The organism is Streptomyces sp. NBC_00568 (assembly GCF_026341855.1).
Classification (GTDB): Bacteria; Actinomycetota; Actinomycetes; order Streptomycetales; family Streptomycetaceae; genus Streptomyces.
This window is the reverse complement of record NZ_JAPENW010000001.1, coordinates 2,083,008-2,104,905: the sequence shown is the minus strand read 5'-3', so window position 1 is coordinate 2,104,905 and position 21,898 is coordinate 2,083,008. Positions and strand designations below refer to the sequence as shown.

Sequence of the window (21,898 nt, the reverse complement as noted above, 5' to 3'; positions counted from 1 at the left end):
ACCCCGGTGGCGACATGAGCGCGGCGCCATGAGCGTGACGGATGAGCAGGGCGAAATGAGGGTTGCGGAGTGAGTGGTGGCAGGCGGCGGGCGCCGCGGCGGCGGACATGGCAGACCGGGCGGAGCGGCCGGGCCGGGCTCGCCGCGGGCGGTCTGGCGGTCGCCGGCGTCGTCGCGGTGGCCGTGGCGGTCTGGCCCGGCGGCGACGGGCAGCCGGCCGGGGCGGGGGTGCCGGCCGGCGACCGGTCGAAGGCCGTGACCGCCGGCGTGTCGCCCGCCGCCAGTCCCTCGCCGACCCGGAGCTACGCGCTCTCCCGGGCCCCTTCGACCATCCCCGCCGTACGGGAGCACACCGCGGCCCGCGGTCCCGGCTGGCGCCCGGCCGCCGGTGCCCGGGTGGTCGTGAACAACGACGGCCTCGCCGACGAGGGCAAGCTGCTCGCCGGTGAGCTCAAGCTGAAGTACGCGGGGAAGACGGGCGCCAAGGCCGGCGATGTCGCGCTGGGCCTCGACAAGGGAAGCGCCGGCCCGGAGTCGTACACCCTCACCGTCAAGAACCGCCGGGCCACCATCACCGGGCCCGCCGAGACCGGTGTCTTCTACGGCACGCGCACCCTCAAACAAGAGGTGCACGGCGGAGGTACGGCGCCGGAGGGCGTCGTACGCGACCGGCCCGCGAAGCCGTTCCGCGGGTTCATGCTGGACATCGCGCGCAAGCACTTCACGGCGGCCTGGATCGAGGACCGGGTGCGCGAGCTCGGGGACCTGAAGTACAACCAGCTCGGCCTGCACTTCTCCGACGACCAGGGTTTCCGCATCCAGTCCGACACGCACCCCGAGATCGTGTCGCAGCAGCATCTGACGAAGGCGGAGGTGCGCAGGATCCTCGCCCTCGCGGCGAGCCGGCACATCACCGTCGTGCCCGAGATCGACTCGCCGGGACACCTCGGCGCGGTCATCGCGGCGCACCCCGACCTCCAACTGCGCAATGTGTCGGGGGTCCCCACGCGCGGCGCCGTGGACATCTCCAAGCCGGCCGCGGCGAAGATCGTCGACGAGCTGCTCAACGAGTACGCGGGCCTCTTCCCCGGCGCCTACTGGCACCTCGGCGGCGACGAGTACCAGGCCCTGACGGTGGCGAACCCGGCGGCGTCCTTCCCGCAGCTGGCCACCGCGGCCCGGAGCAAGTACGGAGCGGGCGCGAGCGTCGCCGACCTCGCGACCGGCTGGCTGAACGACCGCGCCAAGGTGGTCCACGGGCACGACCGGACAGCGCGGGTCTGGAACGACGGCATCTTCAGCGGGGGCACCGTCCAGGCGGACAGCGATCTCCAGGTGGCGTACTGGACCGGCAAGGAGATCGGGGCCCGGCCGCCGGTCGCGTACCTGAGCACGGGCCGCAAGGTCATCAACTACAACGACGAGTTCCTCTACTACGTCCTCGGCGAACCCCAGACCTTCGTCTACCCGACGGGCCAGCGCATCTACGAGCAGTGGACCCCCCTCGTCCTGCGCGGCACGACACCGGTCCCCGCGAAGTACGACCCCCAGATCCTCGGCGCGTCCTTCGCCGTCTGGTGCGACCTCGCGGGATCGCAGACGCAGGACCAGGTCGCGGCCGGCATCCGCATGCCGCTGCGCGCCCTGACCCAGAAGCTGTGGGATCCGCGCAAGCCCGCCCTGTCCTGGCCGGAGTTCAGAACACTCGCGAACCGGCTCGGCTGAGCCGGGACCGACGCGTCGGGAACGGGCTGGACGCGGCGACGCGCCGAACCGTATCTTCCGGATACTTGTTCGTATGCCGGGCGTGACCCCTGAGGAGGGGCGCGCCCGGTTTCCTGTGTCGTCACCTCGGTGACGGCACGTCTGGGGGGTTTTCATGACCGTGCCGCCACCGCAGGGACCCGTCCCGCCGCAGCCCGTGCAGCAGGGACCCGTCCCGCCGCAGCCCATGCCGCAGGGACCCGTCGCGCCGTACCCCGGGGCGCCACTGCCGCCGTTGCCGCCGCTCGCGTCGCCGCACGGCGCTGCCTGGCTGCGCTCGCCGGTCGCCCTCGGAAAGGCCACCGCCGCGCTGCTCGGCCTGGTGATCGCCGCGGACCTCTTCGCGCTCTGGGCGGACAACACGATGCTCGCCGTGTCGGGCGCCCTTGCGGACGGCGAGTTCGGTGACGCCGTTCAGCGGCGGGCCGCTCACGCGGACTCGCTCTACGCCGCCGCCGGATACGCGCAGATGGCGACGCTCGTGGCGGCCGTCGTCGTCTACCTGATCTGGTTCCTGCGGGTCCGCGTCAACGCCGAGGTCTTCAATCCGTTCGGGCACACGAAGTCCCGGGCCTGGGCGGGCTGGGGCTGGTTCGTCCCGGTGGTGAACCTGTGGTTCCCGCGCCGGATCATGCTGGACATCTGGGACGCGAGCGGCCCCGCCGGTGCCCGGAGCGGGCACGGGCTCGTCAACGCCTGGTGGACTTTCTGGATCATCGGCCTGATCGCCGACCGGGCCGGCTTCACCGCGTACCGCAAGGCCGAGACCGCCCAGGAGATCCAGGACGCCGTCGGCCAGGTCATTTTCGCCGACCTGTTCGACATCGTGGCCGCGGGTGTCGCGATCCTCGTCGTGCTGAGGCTGACCCGCATGCAGGACCGGAAGGCGCACGAAGGGCCGGGCGCGCACGGCGTCTGACGCGCGCCGATTCGTCCGTTTCGCTGGCCAACCCCCACACCCCTGTGGTGTATTCGGCCCCAGCCGCCGAAACCGACACACCCGGGGGGAAACCGGTATGGGCTACTGGGGCTACTACGTCGTGGGCAGAAGCGAGGCGCCGCTCGCGGAGACGATCGCTCTGGCCGGGGCGCCGGGCCTGGTGGCGCGGGCCACGGCGCCCGGCGGCTGGCAGGTGTGGGAGTACGCGAGCGGCGACGGCGGGATCGGGAACATGAACGCGCTCGCCCGGGAGACCGGCGCGCCCGCCCTCTTCGGATACGTCATGGACAGCGACTGTGTGGCCGTCGAGGCGGCGGCGCCGTCGGGCGGCGCGTGGACCACCTGTCTCGCACGGGCCGCGATGGCCGGTTACCTCGCGGGCGCCGAGGGCGGACTCGGCGTCGACGACTACTTCCTGGAGCCTGCCGACGCGGCCGAGCGCGCGGTCGCCTGGGCCGCCGAGGCCGGGCGTTCCGTGGCGGTCGGGCCGCTCCTCGACGTGCTGGACGCCGAGCCCGAGCAGTTGGCCGAAAACCTGTTCTTCCAGTTCCTCGACCGGCTCGGGGTGGTGCCACTGTGACACTCCTGGACCGTTGCACGCAGTAAGGGGAAGTGCGGGCTCCGTGAGGCAAGGGCGCCCTGTCGAGGCATTTCGAGGGAGTCGTGATGAGTCTGGTGGAACTGATCGCTCAGGCGGACGAGCGAGGTCTGGCGGCGAGCGGTCTGGCTTGTTTGGATCGGTGCGTACCGCTGCTGGGCGGAGACGACGATGTCCTGCGGCCCCTGTGGGCGAGCCTCGCGGAGGCGGACACCTGGGCCGAGTGGGGAACGCGTCTGGAGCAGGCGCGGGCCAAGCTGGACGCGGAGGACCCCGAGCCGGCCGTGACCGACGAGGACCAGGCCGCCGTACTCGCCCGCCGCATGCTCGACGCCGTCCCCACGGAGCCCTCCGGGGACGAACTCCGTGCCTGGGCGGACGCCTGCTCGGTGGCGGCGCTGCAGGTGCACCGGTTCCTCGACCACGCCGACGACGCCGAGGCCTGTGTGACGGCTCGCCGCGAGGGGCGTACGGAGGGCATGTCCCCGCTCGTGGCCGCCGAGCTGCGCCGTCAGGTCGTCATCCTGGAACTGCTCGCGGAACACGGCACGGGCGGACTGCGGCTCGCGCTGGACGCGTCGACGGAGGGGCGACGTGTGCTGCGGGCGGTGGTGTCGCGCAGGGCGCGCGGACGGGCGTAGACAGGGACGCGGGTGCGCCGGAGGCGGGGTGCGGCCCCGGCGCGCCCAAACCTCGTTCCTGCGGGGTTCCTGTGACGGTCCCGGGGCGGAGATGGCGGTCCTGGGCCGGTGTCGCGAACCCTTGTCCGGACGGGTGACGAATCCGGCTGCCCTCACGCTTTACCGGGTGTGAACGCAACTCAAGCAACCAGGCCCTCAGCTGCGACGAAGCCCGTTCGCTGGGCGGCCGACACGGTCGCGACCATGCGCGAGGGTGCCCGGCTGCGCCTCGACTACTCGGGGCAGAGCCTGTGGCGGGTCGACCGCATGATCGAGGAGATACGCCGGGACGGCGCGCCGTACGCCGCCGTCGAGAGCGTGCTGCGCGGATTCGGGGCGTACGCCGGCGAGGTCGTCGCCCGTCAGACCGGCGCCGAGTGGTGGGAGACCGGCGGCGAACACTGGCTGCGCACACCCGACGGGCGGCTCTGGGACCCGATCGAGGAGGCCCGCCGCTGCTACGCGGGCGACGGCTCCCTGCGACTTCTGTGCCGGGAGGCCACGCGTTAGGCCGCGGCCGCGAAGCCTCGCCGAGTCCAGGAACACCACCGCCGAGCCCCGCTTCGCCGGCTGGGTCGCGCACGGGGCCGTCGGCAGGCCCTGGTTCGACGTCGAGTGAGGTGAACCAGGGCCGCGGGCACGGGTGTTCCGGCTCCGTGGTCACCTGCTGCCCGTGGTCGGTGATCCGCCTGGGCCGGGTGGCTCCTCTGACGCACTGTGACATTTCCTTGGGGCCCGACGCTGATGACCATGGGGGTGCCGACGCGGCCGACCGCGCCGGCCGGACATATTCGGGCGAACTCGGTGCGAACGAGGACAGTGTTGGGCCAGGGAGGGGAACCCCGCCGCGCGCAGCCGTACGACGCGGAACTGGGCGTGGCCGTGGCGCGGGCGCAGGACGGGGACGAGGCCGCCTTCGCGGTCGCGTACCGGATCGTGCAGCCCGGACTGCTCGGCTATCTGCGCGGGATCGTCGGCGACGACGCGGAGGACGTGGCCTCCGACGCCTGGCTGGAGATCGCGCGGGATCTGGGACGGTTCCGTGGCGACGGCGGCGGGTTCCGCGGCTGGACCGCGACCATCGCCCGGCACCGGGCACTGGACCATCTGCGCCGGCTGAAGGTGCGGCCCCGGGGAACCGCCATCGAGCAGGACGTGCTGGACCTGCCCGGCAGGCACAGCACGCACGACGAGGCGTTGGAGAGCCTGTCCACCGAGTACGCCCTGGAACTGGTCGCGGGACTGCCGCGCGACCAGGCCGAGGCCGTGCTCCTGCGGGTGGTCGTCGGCCTCGACGGACCCGCCGCGGCGCGCGTGCTCGGCAAGCGCCCCGGCGCGGTGCGCACCTCCGCCTACCGGGGCCTGAAGAGGCTCGCGCGTCAGCTCGGCGTCACGGGTGTGACGGATGAGGAGCCCCGGACGCTGGGGGAGTCGGGATGAGCGCGATGTCCCGCAGGCCGTCCTCGCCCGGAACGGAACCGTCGTACGGCGTACGGACGTTGGACGACGGAGGACGGCCGGAGGCCGAACGGCCTTTGTCCGGCGGGCGGTTGCCGGGCGGAGCTGGGGCGCCGAAGGGCGGGACGCCGTCGTTCGGCGGTAGGTCGTCGTACGAGGAGTTGTCGGGCGGAGCGGCAGGCGGAGATGGAACCGGACATGGGTGAACGGCATGGTGACGGCGGGACCCCCGGCCGTCGGGTCGTGCATCCGGTGAACCCCGGGAGCGAACAGGCCGCGCTGGAGACGCGCCTCGCCGCGGCGATACGCGGCCGGGCGCCCGGCACCGAGGCGGAGGCGCATGCCGTGGCCGCCTTCCGGGCCGCGCGGGACGGCGGCGCACACGGCGCGCGCACCCGGCGGCGGGACGACTGGCGCCCCAGGGAACGGTGGCGGGCGGCTCGTTCCGTGCGGGTCACGTTCGCCGTGCTGCTGGCCGGTCTGACCCTCGGCGGCGTCGCCTTCGCGGCCATCGGGTCGTCCTCGCACGACGACGACCGGGACCGGGCCGGGGACCGGCCGTCGAACGGCGTCCAGGACCGGCTTCCCGCCGCCGCGCCGTCCGCCGGTCCGGAGGATCCCGGTGTCCCCACCCCGGGCGGCTCCGTGACGCCCGGCCCCGCCGGCCGACCGCCGCGGGCCCAGGACACCGAGGCCCACTGCCGTGCGTACGCGTCGGTCCGGGGCCGGGGCGACGCCCTGAACGCGACGGCCTGGCAGCGGCTCGTCACGGCAGCGGGCGGCGAGGACAAGGTCGAGGCGTACTGCGCCGAGCGGTTGGCCGAGGACACCGGGAACAAGGACGCGCAGCGGACCGGGAACGGCGGGAAGAACGGGAACACGGGCGGGACGCCGGCTCCGGGAGCCTCGGTCGCCACGCCGAAGCCGTCGAAGGCCAAGGGCGGACGGTAGGCGGGCCGGGGTCGGCGGGCGCGGTGTCCAGGCCGGTCGGGGCGGCGCGGAGATCGTGACCGGGCACGTGGGCGAGCCCGATATCGGGCGGGAGTCCGGGATGCGGTGGGCGCGCGGCGCGTGTCCTCGCCGGTCCGGCGGCGCACATCCGCGCCGATGACGACGGCGCACATCCCGCGGACGACGACGGCGCACATCCTGCGGACGACGACGGCGTCCGTCCCTGCCGATGGCAACGGCCGGGGCCGCCACCCCCCACAGGAGAGGCCCCGACCGTCGCGCGGCACGGGCCGCGCGGCGACCCGTATTCTCTACAGCGCCGCGACTGCGTTTTGTGTCACACCTCTCTCCGTCACCATGTAGTTGCGTGTTGTACGAACATGGACGGGGAGCTGTTTCAGGCCGTAACGTTCCTTTCGCGCCGGGTGCGGAGAACGGACGACGGCAACCACGAGGGATCCGGGACCACGACTGCGTGGATCCGGGGACCGCGACCACGTGGGACCTGAGACCAGTGCCACGTGGACCTGAGACCACGACCGTCCATCGAGGAACGACAACGGCGAGAACCCGGTCCGCGAGAGCGGCGCCGGTTGAGGCGCAAAGAGGGGCGCGGGGGTGCTGGGGGACGACGCGGAGCTGACCGCCGCGGTACTTGCTGCACAGGCCGGGGACGAGACCGCGTTCCGGACTGTGTACCGAGCGGTGCACCCACGCCTGCTCGGGTACGTGAGAACACTGGTGGGTGAGTCGGACGCGGAGGACGTCACGTCCGAGTCCTGGCTCCAGATCGCCCGTGACCTGGAGCGGTTCAGCGGGGACGCGGACCGGTTTCGCGGCTGGGCGGCGAGGATCGCCCGCAACCGCGCCCTGGACCACATACGCATGCGCGGACGCCGCCCCGCGATAGGCGGCGACGAGACCGAGCTGACCGGCCAGGCCGCCGAGTCCGACACCGCGACCGAGGCGATCGAGGCGCTGGCGACCGACAGCACCCTCTCCCTCATCGCCCAGCTCCCGCAGGACCAGGCCGAGGCCGTCGTGCTGCGCGTCGTGGTCGGCCTCGACGCCAAGACGGCCGCCGAGACCCTCGGCAAGCGCCCCGGAGCCGTCCGCACGGCGGCGCACCGCGGGCTGAAGCGGCTCGCGGAGCTGCTCGGCGCCGATCCGGAATCCGCCGGCGCACTCGACGCCGTACCCCCGCAACGAGGTTCGCGCACCCGCGCGGTGACGTCCGCCGGTGTGACGCATACGCGTTCGCGGACGCAGAAGGACATGTGATGGCCGACGAGCAGTACAGGTGGCTGGACCGCGATGCCTCGGAGCGTCTGCTGCGGGGAGAGCCGCTGGAAGCCGTCGACGCCGGTACCCGCGACCAGGTGGACCGACTCGCCGGGGCACTCGGCGCACTGGCCGCCGAACCCCGGCTGAGCAGCGATGAACTCCCGGGCGAGGCAGCCGCGTTGGCCGCGTTCCGCAAGGCGCGCGCAGGCGGGGACGGAGCCGCGGCGCAGGTCGGCCACCGTCGCGCGCGCCCCGGTGCGCATGCCGCTGACGCCGGTCTCGTCCGTCTCGGGCGTCCCGCCGCGCACGGACGACGGACGCGCTGGGGGCGTCCCACCCGATTCGGGCTCGCCGCGGTCCTCGCCGTCGGGATGGTCGGCGGGGTGGCCGTCGCGGCCGGAACCGGAGTGCTGCCGACGCCGTTCACCCGTGAACACCCGGGCCCGGCCGCATCGGTTTCGGCGGTACGGACCCCTGACCGGCCGCCGGTCTCGCCCTCGGTCTCGCCCTCGCCCGGGGTCACCGGCGGCATGGGAACCGTGGTGCCGACGCCCGACGGTCCCTCCGGCGACCCGTCCGGCGATTCCTCGTCGACCGCCGTACCCGGCGCCCATGAGACGACCGGCCGGCCCGGTCCGGACTCCACCGGGAGCTCCGACCGCACCCGCGAGTGGTGGGCCCGTACGCGGGCGTACTGCCGTGACGTCCTCGACGGCAAGGATCTCGACGCGGACCGCCGGCGCGCCCTGGAGCATGTGGCGGGTGGCGGCGCCCGGGTGAAGCTGTACTGCTCGGGCGTCCTCGGCCGGCAACTGGGCGGCTCGGACGGCGGCCGGGACAGCGGAGACGGGGACGGTGGCGAGAAGGGGTCGGGGGGAGAGGGCGCCGGCCAGGGCGACCAAGGGGATCAGGGTGACGGCGACGGCGACGGTCACCACATAGGGCCGCGCGGCAACGACCCCCGGGGTAACGGCGGCATCACTCGCCCGTCCTCCCTGAACCCGAGGCTGACAGCGCTCCTGCCGGTCAGGCCGACGAGGTCCGCGTCGGCCTCGACGCCGAGTCCGTCGAGCCCGACGCCGAGTCCGCTGGACAGCGTCCTCTCCTGAACCACCGTTCATCCAGGCGCTGATCGCGCCGTCGCCCTCCCGGCCCTCGCGCCGCCCTGCCGTCGTGCGACGGTTCCGCACCGCCGCACCTTTGTTCGCCGCCTGTCGTGCCGTCAGTTCTCCCGCACGCGCCGGTGTGCCGCCCGTTCCCCGCCGTCGTGCGGTCGTTCCCCGACCGGTGTGCCGCCCGTTCCCCGACCGGTGTGCCGTCGGCCCCTCGGCTCGCGTGCTGTCGTGCCGTCAGCTCTCCGACCAGCGCACTCTCGTGAGGGTCGCCCTCGCGCCCGGCCTGCTCGCGTGCCCGGCCGACCGCGCCCCACGGGCGGCTCGGCCCCGTGACTCCTCGTCCGGCGAGCACCGCGGCACCCCGCTGACCTGGGATTTCGTACTTCCTTCAACTTTCTTCGGCCCGGGTGTGACGTTTTCGGCGGCGGTGACGCAGTAAGGGGTGAGCCGACTGGTCATCGGCCGTCGCACGGAGCCGGGGTTCCCCCCGTACCGACGGCTCTGTGCAACTGGCGCGGGCGGGACACGTTCCCCCGGTCCCGCCCGCGCCCCACTCTTCCCCGCCCCGCCTCCGCGCAGGGGTCCGTCACCAGGAGACGACGACCTTGTCGCCCGTCCGGACCTGCGCGAACAGCGCCGCGACCTTCCCCTCGTCCCGCACGTTGACGCAGCCGTGCGACGCGCCGTAGTAGCCGCGGGCCGCGAAGTCCGGGGAGTAGTGGACCGCTTGGCCGCCGCTGAAGAACATCGCGTACGGCATCGACGTGTCGTAGATCGTCGACACATGGTGGCGCGACTTGAAGTAGACGCTGAACACACCTTCGCGGGTCGGCGTGTATTGCGAGCCGAACCGCACGTCCATCTCCGAGACCGTCTTCCCGTCGATCATCCAACGCAGCGTGCGACTCTTCTTGCTGACGCACAGGACCCGGCCCGTCAGACAGCGCGGATCGGGCTTCGCGGCCGGCTGCCCGCCGTACGGGTACAGCTCCCAGGCCGCCGGCTCGTGCGTCATCTTCCGCAGCCGCTGCCAGGTGACGGCGTCCAGTTGACCGGTGCGCGGCAGTCCCCGCTTGCCCTGGAACCCCTTCACGGCCGCGACCGTCCGGGCGTCGTACGTCCCCGTCGGCGGGGTGATCAGCCAGGCGACCTGGTGCAGCCGGGCCTGCACCTTGCGGACGTCGTCGCCCCGGTCGCCGCGGGACCAGAGGACCTTGGCGGGGACGGGAGCCGGCGTGTCGGCCTTCCCCGTCGGGGTGGCGGCGGGCGTGTCGTCCTCGCCCTTCGAGGGAGCGGCCGGTTTGTCGTCCTTCCCCGTTGTGGCGGGGGCCGGGCCGAGCGAACCGGCGATCCGTACCGGCGGCGCCGTCTTTCCCTGCGCGTCCACGGCCTGCGCCGTGCAGCCGCTCACCGCGGCGAGCGCCGCGAGCACGGCCAGCGATCTCTTCATGCCACTTGTACGCATCCGGACCCCTGTTCCACCCGTCCTGTCGTGCACATCGGCTCCCCGCCTCGCCGTCGTGTCACCTGAGATGCTCCCCGCGGGTGACCGGTTGCGAACCAGGCGGCATGGTGGAAGGGAACCATGAAAATGGCCCGTGATCCGGTCCCTGAGCGAGGTCCCGGCGCGGGTCCCTCCACCGGGTGCACCTCGGCCGCTACAGTCCGCCCAGGTCGACTCCTGTCACCGGGCGGCTTCACGGGAGGCACAGCAATGACGCGCGAATCCGAGTCCGGACTGCCCATCGAACCGGTCTACGGCCCCGAGGCTCTGGACGGCTGGGACCCGGCCGGGAAACTGGGCGCGCCGGGCGCGTATCCCTTCACCCGCGGTGTCTACCCGTCGATGTACACGGGCCGTCCGTGGACGATGCGGCAGTACGCCGGTTTCGGCACGGCCACCGAGTCCAACGCCCGCTACAAGCAGCTGATCGCGAACGGCACGATGGGTCTGTCGGTCGCCTTCGACCTGCCCACCCAGATGGGCCACGACTCGGACGCCCCCCTCGCGCACGGCGAGGTCGGCAAGGTCGGCGTGGCGATCGACTCGATCGACGACATGCGCGTCCTGTTCGGCGGGATCCCGCTGGACAAGGTCTCCACCTCGATGACGATCAACGCGCCCGCCGCGCTGCTGCTGCTGATGTACCAGCTCGTCGGCGAGGAACAGGGCGTCCCGGCGGACCGGTTGACGGGAACCATCCAGAACGACGTGCTCAAGGAGTACATCGCGCGCGGCACCTACATCTTCCCGCCCAAGCCGTCCCTGCGGCTGATCGCGGACATCTTCAAGTACTGCCGGACCGAGATCCCGAAGTGGAACACGATCTCGATCTCGGGCTACCACATGGCCGAGGCGGGGGCGTCCCCCGCGCAGGAGATCGCGTTCACGCTCGCCGACGGCATCGAGTACGTCCGTACGGCGGTCGCGGCGGGCATGGACGTCGACGACTTCGCGCCGCGCCTCTCCTTCTTCTTCGTCGCCCGTACGACGATCCTGGAGGAGGTTGCCAAGTTCCGTGCCGCACGCCGGATCTGGGCCCGGGTGATGAGGGACGAGTTCGGCGCGAGGAACCCCAAGTCGCTGATGCTGCGGTTCCACACCCAGACGGCGGGTGTCCAGCTGACGGCGCAGCAGCCGGAGGTGAACCTGGTCCGCGTCGCGGTCCAGGGCCTCGGTGCCGTCCTCGGCGGCACGCAGTCGCTGCACACCAACTCCTTCGACGAGGCCATCGCGCTGCCCACCGACAAGTCCGCGCGCCTCGCCCTGCGCACCCAGCAGGTGCTGGCCTACGAGACGGACGTGACAGCGACGGTCGACCCGTTCGCGGGCTCGTACGTCATCGAGAGCATGACCGACGACGTCGAGGCGGCGGCCGTCGATCTCATGACGCGGGTCGAGGACCTGGGTGGCGCGGTAGGGGCCATCGAGCACGGTTTCCAGAAGGGCGAGATCGAGCGCTCCGCCTACCGGGTCGCCCAGGAGACCGACTCCGGCGAGCGCGTGGTGGTCGGCGTCAACCGTTTCCAGCTCGACGCGGAGGAGCCGTACGAACCGCTGCGCGTCGACCCGGCCATCGAGGCACAGCAGGCCGAACGCCTCGCCCGGCTCCGCGCCGAGCGCGACCAGGAGGCCGTCGACACCGCCCTCGCCGCCCTGAAGAAGGCCGCCGAGGGCACGGACAACGTCCTGTACCCGATGAAGGACGCCCTGCGCGCCCGCGCGACGGTCGGCGAGGTCTGCAACGCCCTGCGCGAGATCTGGGGGACGTACGTGCCCTCAGATACCTTCTGACCTGGGCGGTTCCTTCGTACGGGTGAACGGAGGCGGAAGCCGCGCGCCCCCGGTTACGCTCATGAAGAGTGACCCCTGAAAAGGAGGATGCCGTGGCCGTACTGCAACACGAGCTGACGTTGAGCGAAGCCGCCGACCTGCTCTCCCGTGCACTGCCTGGGCACCGCGTGGAGATTCTCCAGGGGAGGCTCACTGCGACACCACCGCCGGACGGCTCGCACGCGCTGTCGCTGACCAAGCTGGGCAGGGCTTTCGACCGGGCCGGGGTCGTGGAGGCGGGGCTCGAGTACGTCCAGGGCGTCGGCCTCTGGCTGCCCACGCTGCCCGCCGACTTCGCGATCCCCGACTTCTCCGTCGTCGACGAGGACTTCCGGGACGCCCTCGTCCAGAAGAACTGCTACGCACCGAACGTCTTCCGCCTGGTCGTCGAGGTCACCTCGTCGAACTGGTCCGACGACCTCGGCCCCAAGGTCGAGTGCTACGCGGAGGCAGGCGTCCCCGTCTACATCGTGGCCGACCGCAAGCACGACGAGGTCCTGCTGTACCGGGACCCGGCCAACGGCAAGTACGCGGCGCCCGAGCGCTACAAGCGGGGCCAGAGCGTCCCGGTGCCCGAATCCGTCGGCGTCGTTCTCGACCTCTCCGTGGACACGCTCCTCGACGGTGACTGACCTGCGAGACACCTCTGCCCGCTGTCGTAGCCGCGTGCGACACTCGCTCTCATGCTTGGTGTCATCGATCTCCCCACCTATCTCGCGGGTCTTGTCCTGATCGTCCTCCTGCCGGGACCGAACTCGCTGTACGTGCTGTCCGTCGCCGCCCGCAAGGGCGTCCGTACGGGATATACCGCCGCCGCGGGTGTGTGGTGCGGCGACACCGTGCTGATGACACTGTCGGCGGCCGGTGTGGCGTCGCTGCTTCAGACGAACGCGGTGCTGTTCAGCATCGTGAAGTACGCCGGTGCGGGATATCTGACCTGGCTGGCGATCGGGATGCTGCGCGCAGCGCGGGCGATGTGGCAGGCCCGGCGGGAGCCGGTCGCCGAGAGCGCGGAGACCGAGGCGGAGGCGGGGGAGCGGCCCTTCCGCCGGGCGCTGGTGATCAGCCTGTTCAACCCGAAGGCGATCCTGTTCTTCGTCGCCTTCTTCGTGCAGTTCGTCGACCCCGGGTATGCCTACCCGGCCCTCTCCTTCGTCGTGCTCGGCGCCTTCGCCCAGCTCGCGAGCTTCCTCTATCTGACCGCGCTGATCTTCAGCGGTACGCGGCTGGCCTCGGCCTTCCGCCGGCGCAAGCGCCTCTCCGCGGGCGCCACGACCGCCGCCGGCGCCCTCTTCCTCGGCTTCGCGGTCAAGCTCACGCTCGCCAGCGCCTAGGGGCTGTCAGGCTTCCGGGGCGGTCCGGGTCAGCCCACGGTCAGACCCGCCCGGGTCGCGTACTCCGGCAGATCCCGTGTGCCGGTGCCCGCCCATCCCACGTAGCCGTCGGGGCGGACGAGGAAGACCCCGGTCCCGTACCTCTCGCACGACCCGATCCGCACGGTGCGGACGCCGGGGAGCACCGGTGCTTCCGCGTCCGCGCCGACCGTGAGCAGCGTCCAGTGCGGTCCCCGGAACGCGTCGAAGAGGCGTACGCCGTCCACGGTTCCGTCGGGAGCGCGGTCGCCCGCGTGCAGGGACTCGTCCGGCAGGTCCGTACGGGTCTCCACCGCGAGCGAGGAGTCGCGGTAGCCGAGCCCGAGCTGGCGGGTCGCCCCGCCGCGGCGGACCTCGCCGCGGTGGACCCGGGTGGACAGGCCGAGCATGTCGGCGGCGACGGGGAGCCGTTCCTCCTCGTAGGTGTCGAGCAGGGACTCGTGAGCCTCGCCGCGCAGTACCGCGCCGAGCTTCCAGCCCAGGTTGTAGGCGTCCTGGACGCTGGTGTTGAGCCCCTGGCCGCCGGCCGGGGAGTGGATGTGCGCCGCGTCCCCGGCGAGGAAGACCCGCCCGGCGCGGAAGCGGTCCGCCAGCGCAGCGCGCGGCCGGAAGTCCGAGGCCCAGCGCACCTCGGTCACGGCCTCGGGCGAGAGGTGGGAGCGCGCGGCGACGGTCCTGCGGATGCCGTCGAGGGACAGGTCGACGTCCGCGCCCTCCGGGAACTGCGCCACGACCTGGAAGTCCTCCGTACCGGCCAGCGGGCAGATCGCCAGGAAGCCGCCGGTGTCCTCGCGCGGCGGGAAGACATGCCAGTTGTCACGGTCCAGCCCGCTGATCCGTACGTCCGCCACCAGCATCGAGTCCGGGTCGACGGTCTCTCCGGTCATGCCGATCCCGAGCGCGCGCCGCACCGCGGAGCGGCCACCGTCGGCGGCGACGACGTACCGCGCGCGGACCGGTGCGCCGGAGGCGAACTCCACGGTCACCCCGTCCCCGTCCCCGTCCCCGTCCTGCGTGACCGCGACGACCTCGCGGCCGAAGGCGACCCGGCCCCCGAGCTCCTCCAGCCGAGCGAAGAGGATCTCCTGCGTACGCCACTGCGGCACCATCCACGGCGCGTTGTACGGCGAGTCGTCCGTCGGCTCGGCCGGTTCGAACATCTGGTGCTCGCCCACCCGCTCGCCGTCCTGCCAGATCATCCCGACCGGGTAGTCGCCGCCCGCCGCGCGGATCGCGTCGAGGACACCTAGGTCGTCGAAGACCTCCATCGTGCGCGGCTGGAGCCCCTTGCCGCGCGAGCCGGGGAACAGCGCGTCGGCCCGCTCCACCACCAGGGCGTCCACTCCGCGCCGGGCGAGATCGGCGCCGAGGGCGAGGCCGGTAGGGCCCGCGCCGACGACGAGTACGTCCACGTCCACGTTCACGTCCACAGCCATCTCCTTAACGCTGTTAAGTTCCATGCCGCGAGCATGCCCTTAACGGCGTTAAACTGTCAAGCGTGGTTACCCAGAGACCCCAGCGATCCCCCAAGCTGGACAAGAAGCAGGTCGTCGAGACCGCCCTGCGGCTGCTCAACGAGACGGGCCTCGACGGCCTCACCCTCCGGGCCATTGCCAAGGAGCTGAACGTCCAGGCGCCCGCGCTCTACTGGCATTTCAAGAACAAGCAGGAACTGCTCGACGAGATGGCCACGGAGATGTACCGCCGGATGGTCGAGGACGCCACGGCGACGCCGGGCGGCTGGCGGGAGCGGCTGCTCGCCGCCAACCGCGGACTGCGCGCCGCCCTGCTGAGCTACCGCGACGGCGCGAAGGTCTTCAGCGGTTCACGCTTCACGGGAACCCTGCACGCGGTCGAGATGGAGCGGACGCTGCGGCTCTTCACCGAGTCGGGATTCACCCTCACCCAGGCGGTCCGCGCGACGTCCACCACGTACGTCTACACGATCGGCTTCGTCACCGAGGAGCAGGGCGTCCAGCCTCTGCCGGGCGAGCGCCGCGAGGGCTACGACCTGGACGAACGCGCCCGCCGCATGGCCGACTTCCCGCTGTCGGCCGCGGCGGGCGCGGAGATCTTCGGCGACTACGAACGGAACTTCGAGGAAGGCCTGCACCTGGTCGTCGCGGGCATCGAGGCGCGTTACGGCATCGGCTGAGCCACTGTCACCGGGGCCCGCCCGGCAGGGTCGGCTATCGGAGGGTCGGCTGCGGGCGTGGCTTCGCCAGTGCCGTGCGCAGCTTCGGGGTGAGCCGGTTCTCCACGTACCGGTTGAGCAGCCAGGCCAGGAGCAGCATGGTGGCGACCGTGGCCAGGAACGTGCCGTACGAGGGGAGGTGCAGGGTCTGGTGGTAGGCCTTGATGGCGACCCAGCCCAGGTGTTCGTGGACCAGGTAGAACGGGTACGTCAGCGCGCCCGCGACCGTCAGCCAGCGCCAGTTCGCCCAGTTCAGCCAGCCCAGCGCGATAGCGGCCACGGCGACATAGCCGAAGGTGACGACGAGCATGATGCCGAGGGCCGAGCGGTCGGAGAAGAACTCCGGGTTCGGGGCGTGCCACAGGCGCTGGACCGCGTAGTGCTGGCCGATCAGCCAGCTCACCGCGACGATGCCCCAGGCGTACGCGTCACGCCGGTCGCGGTGGACGAGGTAGAGACCGACGCCGCCGATGAAGTACGGGGCGTACTCCGGCATCAGGACCATGTTCAGGAGCGGCTCGTTCACGCCCTGCGCGATGGCCGCGGCCAGGGTCCAGCCCGCGCAGAACAGGATCACGCGCCGCCGGTTCGCCCCCGGCAGCACGATGCACAGCGCGAAGAGGGCGTAGAAGCGGATCTCCGCCCACAGGGTCCAGCACACACCCAGCACCCGGTCGACGCCCAGGGGCTGCTGGAGCATGGTGAGGTTGAGCAGCGCGTCGCTCGGCGAGACCGCCTTGTACGCGACGGCGGGCAGGGCGAACACCGCCGTCACGATGATGATCGCGGCCCAGTAGGCGGGCAGCAGGCGGGAGGCGCGGGAGGCGAAGAAGGAGCGCAGCGGACGGCCCCAGCCGCTCATGCAGATGACGAAGCCACTGATCACGAAGAAGACCTGCACGCCCAGGCAGCCGTAGGCGAACAGCTGGTGCAGCGTGGGGAACTGATGCTTCGGCGAGCTGCCCCAGGCCCGCACCACTTCGCCGTCCCGGCCGCCGTAGTGATACCCCGCCACCATCAGGGCCGCGACGAGCCGCAGCCCGTCCAGGGCGCGCAGCCGGTTCTCCCGGCGTGCCACGGGCTGGGGCGCGGGAGAGGTCTCGGCAGGAGGCAGGACGGTACGGACCACGGTGCCGGTTGACGTCCCGCGGGCCTCCTCGGGCGTGTCGATCACAGGGTTCCCCTCAATGGGACTCAGCTGGCCCGCAGCACGTTAGTCCGATAGTCGGGGATGCTTGCGCCTTGGTTGGGCCGGTTCGTCATATCGCCCACGGGAGTTCATCTCGGTGATGCCCCTACGTTGAGGACTCTTCCGAATCGTCACAAATCGCCCCCGGTCCCGAAGTGCCGCCGAACGGGTGTCGCAGGAGAAGGGGAGCGCGAGGGCGCTCACGGGTGCTCACGGGCGCGCGCGGAGCGCGCGAAAGGGGGTAGGGGGCGCGCTCGGAAGGCGCACGTTGGGCGCCTGTCGCTGCGACACGCGCGGGGCGCGCATGCGGGGCGCACGCAACCGGACGAGGCGACGCGCCGAAGCGCGGCACCACCGCAGGGAATCCGGGCAGCCTGAAGTGATGACCTGCCCCGGAAAAGGGGCCGATCGAGGAGCGGGTGACCCGAGGCGGTGGGCTGTCCAGCGTCGGTGAGCTGTCCCGGAGCGGCGGCGTCGCCCGGACAGCGAGTCGGTCCGAGGAATCCGGGCAGCCAAAGGGGCGGGGCCGGTCGGATTCGACCGGCCCCGCCCCCTGCGCCGTCGCGACACCCCGCTCCTGAGAACACTCCCGTCCCGACCGCCGCGCCTCGGCGGTCAGGCTTCTGTGGCTCGCGCTGGCCCCTGTGGACGCTCCCGCCCGTCAAAGTCACTGCTGCCTCGGCGGTCCGGCTCTCTGTGGCTCGCGCTCGCCCTTCCGGGCGCTCCCGCCCGTCAAGGCGGCCGCCTCGGCGGTCCGGCCTCTGCGGCTCGCACTCGCCCCTCCAGACGCTCCCGCCCGTCAAGGCCGCCACCGCCTCGGCGGTCCGGCCTCTGCGGCTCGCACTCGCCCCTCCAGACGCTCCCGCCCGTCAAGCAGCGCCACCGCGTCGGCCGGGCGCACGTCGGGGTTGCGGGCTGTGGCTGCCTCGGCGGTCCGGCCCTCTGCGGCCCGAGGTCGCCCCCGTGGGCGCTCCCGTCAAAGTCGCCGTCGCCTCAGCCGCCCGATGGCGGGCGGCTGTCCCGCGGCTTGCAGCCTGGGTCCCCCGGGGACGCTTCAGCCGGCCTCGCCGTCCGAGCGGCCCGCGGCTGCGGTGAGTGTGCTCGGCTCAGCGCCCTACGGCCCGCTTCAGGGAGCGCGCCCTCCGGGCGACCCGCCGTACTGTCGCGTTGCGCGGGATGAAGGCGAGTTGGGCCGGGACCGCTCCGGGCAGGGCCAGCGAGGTGAGGCGCTTGCGCTTGAAGTAGCGCCAGGTGTGGTCGGACAGATGGTTCGTCAGGTAGCTCTCGGCCGCCGGGCGCAGGTCCGGGTAGATCTTCGGCTGCATCGCGAAGCCCACGGCCTTCAGGAGCTTCGTCAGGGCCGCCGCGTCCGTGCCGGGGCCCTGTCCGGTGACCGCCGCGCGGTACGACAGGTCGGGCAGCAGCGCGTCGACGATGGTCACCGGGACACGGTTGCTGTTCTCGTACGGGGTCAGACGGTCCAGCAGCGCGCCGGTGCCGACACGCGCGACCGGCAGGCCGTACAGCGCGGAGGCCGTGAGCAGCGCCGTGGAGAAGCAGCCGACGACCAGCGCAGGACGCATCCGCTGGTAGAGCACCTCGGCGAGGACCGGGGTGTCGAGCACGGTCAGGTCCGCGCCCAGCTTCTCGGCCTCCCGTTCCAGGACGCGCGACCAGCGGGCGGGTGCGGTCGGGTGCGGCTTGAACACCACACGGGTGTGGCCGAGGGCGATCACGCCCTTCAGCATCCGTACGTGGAGGTCCTCTTCCTCCTCGGCGGTGAGGATGCCGAGCGCGGAGAGGTACTGGCCGAGCAGCAGCGCCGGTTCGTCGATGGCCGGCAGGGTGTCGCCGGTGTCCACGAGCTGGGCGAGCACCTTCACGAACGCGTCCGTGGGCACGATCTCCGGTTCGACGTCGAACTCGGTGAGCAGCAGCGGCCTGAGGCCGGGGACCAGGTCGAGATGGAGCAGCCGGGTCACCCGGGTGCCGACCAGCGGGTCGATCTTGTTGCGGGTGGGGCCGTAGCTCATCAGGCCGTCGGCGTACACGGTGACGGGCGCGCCCATGAAGATCTGGGAGACGCCGAGTGCCGGGTTGACCTGGATGGACTCGACGGCCAGTTCGATGTCGTCGTCGCCGAGGTTCCAGGCGAGCCGCAGATGCCGCTCCCACAGGGGTACGTCGTCCGGCCGCGGGGCCCAGCCGCCCGGGTGGAAGGGGGAGATGGTCTCGTTCCACGAGATGACGTCGTCGAAGCGGCCGCGCAGCTGCTCGAAGCCGGGCATCTCCTCCACGCCGGGCGTCGTCTCGGGCGTCGCCGCGTTGTTGGAGACGAGCAGGATGCGCCGGTCGGCCGGTCCGAAGCTGTCGGTGTCGAGGGCCGCGGCGAGCGTGGCCGTGCCGTACAGCGTGGACGCCATGAAGATCTGGGTGGTCACGCGGCCACCCCCGCGGCGGGCGCGGGCCGTCGGCGAAGTCGGCGCAGCCGGGTGGCGCGCTGGACGTCCATCGAGTCGAGTGCCTCGTCGAGCACGCCCTGTGGCATGCGGCGCAGTGCGACGGCACTCATGGACTTCAGTTTCCGTGCCACCGCTGGCTCGAACCTTTCGATGGATCCCAGGTGATGGGAAATAATCGCGCAATATGTCCGCACGGCTTTGGGCAGGAGTTTTTCCGCGTCCCGGTCCTCGGCGGTTTCCGCGACGACCTGGTCGAACGCGCGAATGAAATCGAGTTGGCGCACGTCCCCGATCTGGGTGAGTGAGGAGGCGACGCCACGCCGGTAGAACACGCCGAGAAGCCCCACCGTGGCGAAGGATTCGGCCTCCCGGTGGAGCTTCCAGATCCACGGCCGGTCCTCGGCCGTGCGCAGTCCGTCGGTGAAGTGGAGCAGTCCGCGGTCGACCAGCCGGCGGTGGTAGATGCCCGCCCAGGCGTAGGCGTAGTCGACGGAGGTGGACCGGTCGGAGGGCAGGATGGCGTCGCGGGGGTTGAGGACGACTCCGCGGCGGCCGTGCGGAACACGGTGGACGGAGCGCGCCCGCGCGGTGCACTGGACATGGTCCGTACGGACGAAGTCGCAGCCCAGGTCCTCGATGGAGGAGAGGAGTTGTTCGTAGTATCCGGGGGCGAGCCAGTCGTCCCCGTCGAGAAACGTGAGGTACTCGCCACGCGCTTTGTCGATCCCGGTGTTGCGTGCGGTGGCCAGTCCTCCGTTCTTCTCGTGTCTGACATACACCGCACCCGGGAGCTCGCGCTCCGCGCGCGCGAGGATGTCCGGTGTCTCGTCGCGCGAGCAGTCGTCGACGAGAATGAATTCGAAGTCCTGCCGCGCGTTCGCACGCAGGCTCTTCAGGGTGTCGGGCGCATATTGCTGCACGTTGTAGAACGGCACGATGACGGAGAGCTTGACCACCCCTGTGACGTTAGGGGGCGGCCCGGCATTCGTCTTTACCGTTGGTGAGATGCCAGGTGAACGACGCGTGGCGGAACCGTGAACCAAGCCGTTTTCTCAGTCGATCCCCGGCTGATTCGCCATTCGTCGGCGCGCTGTTAACCGTTTGTTGTATTCAGGTTGGGCCGCTCCTCGAAAAGGCTTCCTAGCGTCTAGGACGTGCCAGCAAGTACCACGAAGTCCCTGCGAGTTGCCGTCCTCGCGGATTCCGACACCAGGTGGAAATGGGGCTCGCTCACCGCGAACCGCGTCTCCCCGGCCGACTCGGACATCCGCCTCGACGGGTACCTCCTGCGTGGCCGTGCCACCCCGACCGCCCGCCAGCTCGAAGAGGTCGGCGTCCGCGCGGACTCCCTCCGCGAGGTCACCGCCGTCGAGTTCCTGCGCGAGCTGGGCAAGGAGGACCACGCCTACGACGTGGTCGTCCTCGCCCTGGTCGGCGGTGCCGTCCAGGCGGTGCTGCACGGCCTGGCCCGCGCCTGGGACGGGCGCGCGAAGCGGCCCCTGGTCGTCACCGGCTATGTCGGCGTCGTCTACGAGAAGCTCGCGGACGGGCTGCTCCTGCGGCACGGCGCGGATCTCGTCCTCGCCAACTCCCGCCAGGACGCGGACCGTTTCCGGGCCGTGTACGAGGGGGTCGGCGCCGACGCCGGATCGGTGACCGAGGTCGCGCTGCCCTTCCTCGGCGGGGCCACGTACACGGAGAACGACCCGTACACGGAGAACGACCCGTACACGGAGAACGACCCGTCCGCGAAGCAAGGGCGCAGGCCCTACACGGTCGTCTTCGCCGCCCAGCCCTCCGTACCGGAGAACCGCAAGGACCGTACGTACCTGCTGGACCGGCTGATCCGGCACGCACGGCTGCACCCGGACCGCGAGGTCCTGCTCAAGCTGCGCTCCAGGCCGGGCGAACACACCACGCACATCGAGGAACTGCCCTACCAGAAGCTGGTGCAGAAGGCGGACCCGCCGGCCAACTTCCGCCTCGTGTACGGCCACATGGGCGAGGTCCTCGACCGCACCGACCTGCTGGTCACCATCAGCTCCACCGCCGCCCTGGAATCCCTGCACCGCCGTATCCCCACCGTCGTCCTCAGCGACCTCGGGGTGCGCGAGGCGCTCGGCAACCACCACTTCGTGGGCTCAGGCTGCCTCGCCTCCTGGGACCAGCTCGACGCGGGGCACCGGCCGGCGCCCGACGCCGAGTGGGTGGCCCGGCAGGGCGTCGCAGCCGACGGATCGTACGAGACCGCCTTCGACGCGGCGCGGCTGCGCATCACCGAGCTGCTGGCGGCGGACAGGCTGCCGCCCCTCGCTCCCTACTACACGCCCGTCACCGCGCCCGGCTATCTGCCCGGCATCCTCGCCCGCCACCACCTCGGCCCGGACGGCAGCCCGCTGCCCGGCGCCCCCGCGGCGGACCGGGAACCCAGCCCCGTACGGCAGATCGTGCGCCGGGCCGCCCGCGGCGCTTACCGCCACGGCGTCCAGCGCGTGGCCCCGGTGATCCGCCGGATGGGCGAGCTGTGAGCGCCCCGACAGCGGGCAACGCGCACCG

General features: G+C 71.9%; 19 protein-coding genes. 14 read left to right on the top strand and 5 right to left on the bottom strand.

Annotation, left to right across the window (positions count from 1 at the left end; all coding sequences use genetic code 11):
- Positions 1–153 precede the first annotated feature (153 nt).
- The 9 genes from OOK38_RS08980 to OOK38_RS08940 all read left to right on the top strand — a co-directional run bounded on the left by OOK38_RS08980 (position 154) and on the right by OOK38_RS08940 (position 8,784).
- Positions 154–1,725 (top strand): glycoside hydrolase family 20 protein, encoded by a 1,572-nt coding sequence (locus tag OOK38_RS08980; RefSeq protein WP_266765822.1) that lies wholly within the window; start codon positions 154–156, stop codon positions 1,723–1,725.
- A 154-nt stretch (positions 1,726–1,879) separates the two neighbouring features.
- Complete coding sequence (locus OOK38_RS08975) at positions 1,880–2,683, top strand: DUF4328 domain-containing protein (protein ID WP_266761982.1); 804 nt, start codon at positions 1,880–1,882, stop codon at positions 2,681–2,683.
- A 97-nt stretch (positions 2,684–2,780) separates the two neighbouring features.
- Positions 2,781–3,284: a hypothetical protein gene (locus OOK38_RS08970; RefSeq protein ID WP_266848315.1), complete on the top strand. Its 504-nt coding sequence runs from the start codon at positions 2,781–2,783 to the stop codon at positions 3,282–3,284.
- 86 nt (positions 3,285–3,370) lie between these two features.
- Positions 3,371–3,943, top strand: a complete 573-nt coding sequence (locus OOK38_RS08965) for a hypothetical protein (RefSeq protein WP_266761986.1) — start codon at positions 3,371–3,373, stop codon at positions 3,941–3,943.
- A gap of 168 nt (positions 3,944–4,111) precedes the next feature.
- Positions 4,112–4,492 carry a hypothetical protein gene (locus OOK38_RS08960; RefSeq protein WP_266761988.1) on the top strand — a complete coding sequence of 127 codons (381 nt, stop codon included), beginning with the start codon at positions 4,112–4,114 and terminating at the stop codon, positions 4,490–4,492.
- A gap of 312 nt (positions 4,493–4,804) precedes the next feature.
- Positions 4,805–5,422, top strand: coding sequence for an RNA polymerase sigma factor (locus OOK38_RS08955; protein WP_266848313.1), 618 nt, complete (start codon positions 4,805–4,807; stop codon positions 5,420–5,422).
- A gap of 216 nt (positions 5,423–5,638) precedes the next feature.
- Positions 5,639–6,391, top strand: a complete 753-nt coding sequence (locus OOK38_RS08950; RefSeq protein WP_266848311.1) for a hypothetical protein — start codon at positions 5,639–5,641, stop codon at positions 6,389–6,391.
- Between the two features lie 618 nt (positions 6,392–7,009).
- Positions 7,010–7,672, top strand: coding sequence for an RNA polymerase sigma factor (locus OOK38_RS08945; RefSeq protein ID WP_266761993.1), 663 nt, complete (start codon positions 7,010–7,012; stop codon positions 7,670–7,672).
- Complete coding sequence (locus OOK38_RS08940; RefSeq protein ID WP_266848309.1) at positions 7,672–8,784, top strand: hypothetical protein; 1,113 nt, start codon at positions 7,672–7,674, stop codon at positions 8,782–8,784. Before OOK38_RS08945 ends, OOK38_RS08940 begins: the two co-directional genes overlap by 1 nt.
- Before the next feature lie 592 nt (positions 8,785–9,376).
- On the opposite strand, the gene OOK38_RS08935 is transcribed toward OOK38_RS08940, so the two are convergent.
- Positions 9,377–10,240, bottom strand: a complete 864-nt coding sequence (locus tag OOK38_RS08935) for a L,D-transpeptidase family protein (RefSeq protein WP_266761997.1) — start codon at positions 10,238–10,240, stop codon at positions 9,377–9,379.
- A 264-nt stretch (positions 10,241–10,504) separates the two neighbouring features.
- On the opposite strand from OOK38_RS08935, the gene OOK38_RS08930 reads away from it, so the two are divergent.
- From OOK38_RS08930 to leuE, 3 genes are all read left to right on the top strand, one after another.
- Positions 10,505–12,085 carry a methylmalonyl-CoA mutase gene (locus OOK38_RS08930; protein WP_266761999.1) on the top strand — a complete coding sequence of 527 codons (1,581 nt, stop codon included), beginning with the start codon at positions 10,505–10,507 and terminating at the stop codon, positions 12,083–12,085.
- A 92-nt stretch (positions 12,086–12,177) separates the two neighbouring features.
- The gene (locus tag OOK38_RS08925; protein WP_266762001.1) at positions 12,178–12,756 is read left to right on the top strand and encodes a Uma2 family endonuclease; all 579 of its coding nucleotides are present in this window, start codon (positions 12,178–12,180) and stop codon (positions 12,754–12,756) included.
- A 51-nt stretch (positions 12,757–12,807) separates the two neighbouring features.
- Positions 12,808–13,458, top strand: coding sequence for a leucine efflux protein LeuE (gene leuE, locus OOK38_RS08920; protein ID WP_266762002.1), 651 nt, complete (start codon positions 12,808–12,810; stop codon positions 13,456–13,458).
- A 29-nt stretch (positions 13,459–13,487) separates the two neighbouring features.
- On the opposite strand, the gene OOK38_RS08915 is transcribed toward leuE, so the two are convergent.
- Positions 13,488–14,957 (bottom strand): FAD-dependent oxidoreductase, encoded by a 1,470-nt coding sequence (locus tag OOK38_RS08915; protein WP_266762003.1) that lies wholly within the window; start codon positions 14,955–14,957, stop codon positions 13,488–13,490.
- Positions 14,958–14,995: 38 nt separating this feature from the next.
- Between OOK38_RS08915 and OOK38_RS08910 the strand changes: the two genes are divergently transcribed.
- Positions 14,996–15,652, top strand: coding sequence for a TetR/AcrR family transcriptional regulator C-terminal domain-containing protein (locus tag OOK38_RS08910; RefSeq protein WP_266762004.1), 657 nt, complete (start codon positions 14,996–14,998; stop codon positions 15,650–15,652).
- Positions 15,653–15,686: 34 nt separating this feature from the next.
- On the opposite strand, the gene OOK38_RS08905 is transcribed toward OOK38_RS08910, so the two are convergent.
- The 3 genes from OOK38_RS08905 to OOK38_RS08895 all read right to left on the bottom strand — a co-directional run bounded on the left by OOK38_RS08905 (position 15,687) and on the right by OOK38_RS08895 (position 20,298).
- Positions 15,687–16,805 (bottom strand): acyltransferase, encoded by a 1,119-nt coding sequence (locus tag OOK38_RS08905; RefSeq protein ID WP_266765823.1) that lies wholly within the window; start codon positions 16,803–16,805, stop codon positions 15,687–15,689.
- 1,181 nt (positions 16,806–17,986) lie between these two features.
- On the bottom strand, positions 17,987–19,321 hold the full coding sequence (locus OOK38_RS08900; protein ID WP_266762005.1) for an alpha-2,8-polysialyltransferase family protein: 1,335 nt from the start codon (positions 19,319–19,321) through the stop codon (positions 17,987–17,989).
- Entirely contained in the window at positions 19,318–20,298 is a 981-nt protein-coding gene (locus tag OOK38_RS08895) for a glycosyltransferase family 2 protein (protein ID WP_266762007.1), read from the bottom strand. The genes OOK38_RS08900 and OOK38_RS08895 overlap by 4 nt, the downstream gene beginning before the upstream one ends.
- A gap of 198 nt (positions 20,299–20,496) precedes the next feature.
- On the opposite strand from OOK38_RS08895, the gene OOK38_RS08890 reads away from it, so the two are divergent.
- Complete coding sequence (locus OOK38_RS08890; protein WP_266762009.1) at positions 20,497–21,870, top strand: DUF6716 putative glycosyltransferase; 1,374 nt, start codon at positions 20,497–20,499, stop codon at positions 21,868–21,870.
- The last annotated feature ends 28 nt before the right edge of the window (positions 21,871–21,898 follow it).